Consider the following 3,835-nt stretch of genomic DNA (forward strand, 5'->3'; position numbering starts at 1 on the left):
CCCGGCCGAGCGCGCGCGCGAGCAATGGAACGACGGCAACAACGTGGTGGCGCTACGCCCCGGCGTGATCGTCGGCTACGATCGCAACGACGACACCAACGCCATGCTGCGCGCCGAAGGCATCGACGTGCGCGAGATGCCAGGCGCTGAACTGGGGCGGGGCCGGGGTGGCGGGCATTGCATGACCTGCCCGACGATCCGCGACCCAGCCTGATACGAAAAGGACAAAACAATGAGCTTCAACTTGCGCAACCGCCATTTCCTGACACTGCGCGATTTCACACCTGCGGAAATCGCCTTCCTTCTCAAGCTATCCGCCGACCTCAAAGCGGCGAAATATGCCGGGACGGAACAGCAAGTACTGCGGGGGCGTGAAATCGCACTGATCTTCGAGAAGGATTCGACCCGCACCCGCGTCGGCTTCGAGGTTGCCGCCCATGACCAGGGCGCGCATGTCACCTATCTCGGGCCGTCCGGAAGCCACATCGGCCACAAGGAAAGCATCAAGGACACCGCCCGCGTTCTGGGCCGCGTCTATGACGCCATCGAATACCGCGGCTTCGGCCAGGAGATCGTCGAGGAGCTCGCGCGCCATGCGGGCGTGCCGGTCTACAATGGGCTGACCGATCAGTTCCACCCGACCCAGGTGCTTGCCGACTTCCTAACCATGCAGGAACACGCCGAAAAGCCCTTGCGCCAGATCGCTTTCGCCTTCCTCGGTGATGCGGGGAACAATGTTGGGGAAAGCCTGCTGATCGGCGGCGCGAAAATGGGGATGGCCGTGCGACTGGGGGGGCCGGAGTCGTGCTGGCCGAAACAGGCCGTGATCGACGAGGCGATGGCTATCGCGAGAGATACCGGCGCACGCATCACCGTGACCAAGGACCCCTCCGAGGCTGTCAGGGGTGCCGATTTCCTATACACGGATGTCTGGCTGTCGATGGGCGAGTCCGAAGCGATATGGGCCGAACGCATCAAACTGCTGTCGCCTTGGCGCGTCGACGCGGTCATGATGGGCCGCACAGGCAACCCGAGGGCCCGGTTCATGCATTGTCTTCCGGCCTTTCATAACACAGAGACCGAAGTTGGCCGCGAGATCGCGGAAAAGTTCGGCCTGACCGAGATGGAGGTGAGCGAGGAGGTGTTCGAAAGCCCGGCTTCGATCGTCTTTGACCAAGCCGAGAACCGGCTGCACACCATCAAGGCGGTCCTTGTCGCAACCTTGGGACACTGAGCCCATGCTGGTGGTCGCAGCCCTTGGTGGGAACGCGCTTTTGCGACGGGGCGAGCCCATGACGACCGAGGTGCAACGTGCCAACGTCGCGCGCGCGGCAGGGGCGCTGGCCGCTTTGGTGCGCGTGGGACATGATCTGGTCGTAACGCATGGGAACGGCCCGCAAGTCGGGTTGTTGGCGTTGCAGGGGGCTGCATTCCGGCCCGACGCACCCGACCCACTGGACGTGCTGGGTGCGGAAACTGAAGGCATGATCGGCTATCTGATTGAGCAGGAGTTGGAGAACGCACTGGGCCACGACCGTCCGGTGGCGGCGCTTTTGACCCAAGTTCTGGTCGATCCGGCCGACCCGGCATTTGCACGCCCGACCAAGCCGGTCGGCCCGAGCTACAGTGAAGCCGAGGCGAAGGCCCTCGCCGCACAGCGCGGCTGGACCATCGCCCCGGACGGCGCGTCCTGGCGGCGCGTAGTGCCTTCTCCGAGGCCAATCGAGATCCCTGATCTGCGAGTGATCCAGTTGCTTCTGTCGCAAGGCGTGATCGTTATCTGCGCCGGGGGCGGCGGAATTCCCGTCGTGCGGCGCGGCGATGGAAGCCTGGCCGGTGTCGAAGCGGTGATCGACAAGGATCATGCCAGCGCCCTGCTTGCGCATGGCCTCGGAGCCGACGCGCTTCTAATGCTGACAGATGTAGACGGGGTGATGGAAGGGTTCGGCACGTCTGCCGCCCGCCGCATCCCGCGCATGTCCGCCGTCGAGGCCGGGCAACTGGCGTTACCGGAAGGCTCGATGGGGCCGAAGGTGGCCGCGGGGTTGAACTTTGTCGCAAAGGGCGGGCGGCTGGCGGGGATCGGCCGGATGGAAGACGCCACTGCTATCCTGAACGGGTCGGCCGGAACAATTATTTCAGCATAGAAGAAAGGACAGATGCATGTGTCTCTCGGCTACCGTCAGCTTTACTGCCAGCGTGCTTCTGACTGCAGGTGGTGCCGCGATCATCGTCAAGGCCATGCGCAGCAACTGGCGCTACCTTCCCATCGGCCTGATGCCGCTGTTCGCCGGTATCCAGCAGTTCAGCGAGGGGTTCGTCTGGATTGGCGTCAATGGAGGCGACCATGCCACGATGGTCTGGGGCGCAATGAGCTTCATCTTCTTCACCTGGTTCATGTGGCCGTTCTGGATCCCCTTTTCGGTCTGGGTGCTAGAGCCACCGGACAGCCACCGTCGTCCCTGGTTCCTCGCTATGACCGGGGTGGGACTGCTGCTTGGTCTTCTGCTCTACATCCCGCACGGATTGGGCACAGATTGGCTGGTGGTCACGGTCAACCGCGACTCACTTGCTTACGAGAATTCGATGCTGCTTGACCAGTTCATGCCGCGCTGGATCAGCTACACGCTTTATGTCTTTCTGATCATCGCGCCGCCCGCCATGTCGCGCTATCGGCACATGAGGCACTTCGCGCTGACTGTGGCGGCCGTGGTGGTGCTGGATGTGACGCTGCTGCGCTACGCCTACATCTCATTCTTCTGCCTTCTCGCGGGGTTGGCGACGGTGCATCTGGCGTGGATCATCCTGACCAACAAATGCGCCGAAGAATGTCCGGAGCTGTTCGGACACGACCGGGCGCGAAGGCCCGCCTGAAACGGCAGGAAAAAGCCACTTCGCGCGGGCTTCCTGGGCAAGCTGACTTCGAAGACAAATGGGACAGGCGCGCCAATTTGCCGATTTTGCACAGATGTAATGTCCGGCTTGCAGGAGCGTCTTTCTTCGTATCGGCAAGTAGTGCCGGATCGTTGGAGAAATCGTCATGGATCAGCGCCAATTTCGTCGCCTTTCTATCGTGCCGCTTGGCTGCACGCTGTCGGTGTTCTTCGCAGTCAGTTTCATCCTTTGCCTGCTGGCCGCACTAGTCCTGCCTGCGCAAGGAATGCAAATGGCATTCGAAGCAGTCTTTCCGGGGTTCGTCTGGCTCAATTCAGCCAGTGTCTTTCTGGGACTACTCTGGACGGTTTTCTACGGGTGGTACATTGCCGTTCTGTTTGTCCCGATCCGAAATTATTTCTTTCGGCAATTTGCGTGATGGCCGGGCGTGACTTGAGCCAAGTTGACATCGTGAAGGTAGGGACAATGCAGAAGCCTATGATCTTGCCAATGCCTGGCAATGAAAACTTCGCCCGTGAGCTTGCTTTTGCCGGGGGCGGGGAGGTAACCGCTATTGAAACCCGCCGCTTTCCAGACGGCGAGACCTATCTGCGGCTGTTGGCGCCCGTGAAGGGTCGTGCCGTCGATGTGGTTGCCACGCTGGCCGGACCGGACCCGGATTTCCTCCGCCTTGCCTTTGCCGCCGACGCGGCCCGCGCGCATGGGGCAGCGCGTGTCCGTTTGGTTGCGCCCTATCTTGCCTACATGCGGCAGGACAAGGCGTTCAAACCTGGCGAAGCGGTGACGTCCGACACGTTCGCGAGCTATAGCTGAAAGTTGGTGACGGGGGGATTGGGTGGCATATCAAGGCGTTGTTGACGCGCCGCAGTTCTCGCAGAGAAAAGGATATGCCACATGACGAAGGATACGGTTGTCGCGTTTCGCGCACCAGAAGGATTTT

At 61.6% G+C, this 3,835-nt stretch carries 6 protein-coding genes; all 6 read left to right on the top strand.

Annotated features, from left to right (window positions below; genetic code table 11):
- The coding region (locus tag U1E69_RS04480; protein WP_322243144.1) for an arginine deiminase family protein at positions 1–214 on the top strand (214 nt) is incomplete at its 5' end.
- 18 nt (positions 215–232) lie between these two features.
- Positions 233–1,234, top strand: a complete 1,002-nt coding sequence (argF, locus tag U1E69_RS04485; protein ID WP_322243145.1) for an ornithine carbamoyltransferase — start codon at positions 233–235, stop codon at positions 1,232–1,234.
- 4 nt (positions 1,235–1,238) lie between these two features.
- The gene (gene arcC, locus U1E69_RS04490; protein ID WP_322243146.1) at positions 1,239–2,147 is read left to right on the top strand and encodes a carbamate kinase; all 909 of its coding nucleotides are present in this window, start codon (positions 1,239–1,241) and stop codon (positions 2,145–2,147) included.
- Between the two features lie 16 nt (positions 2,148–2,163).
- Positions 2,164–2,874, top strand: a complete 711-nt coding sequence (locus U1E69_RS04495; RefSeq protein WP_322243147.1) for a DUF6629 family protein — start codon at positions 2,164–2,166, stop codon at positions 2,872–2,874.
- A 166-nt stretch (positions 2,875–3,040) separates the two neighbouring features.
- Positions 3,041–3,313, top strand: coding sequence for a DUF5676 family membrane protein (locus U1E69_RS04500; protein ID WP_322243148.1), 273 nt, complete (start codon positions 3,041–3,043; stop codon positions 3,311–3,313).
- Complete coding sequence (locus U1E69_RS04505) at positions 3,313–3,708, top strand: ribose-phosphate pyrophosphokinase-like domain-containing protein (RefSeq protein ID WP_322243150.1); 396 nt, start codon at positions 3,313–3,315, stop codon at positions 3,706–3,708. The genes U1E69_RS04500 and U1E69_RS04505 overlap by 1 nt, the downstream gene beginning before the upstream one ends.
- The last annotated feature ends 127 nt before the right edge of the window (positions 3,709–3,835 follow it).

Source organism: Tabrizicola sp. (genome assembly GCF_034366665.1).
Classification (GTDB): domain Bacteria; phylum Pseudomonadota; class Alphaproteobacteria; order Rhodobacterales; family Rhodobacteraceae; genus Tabrizicola.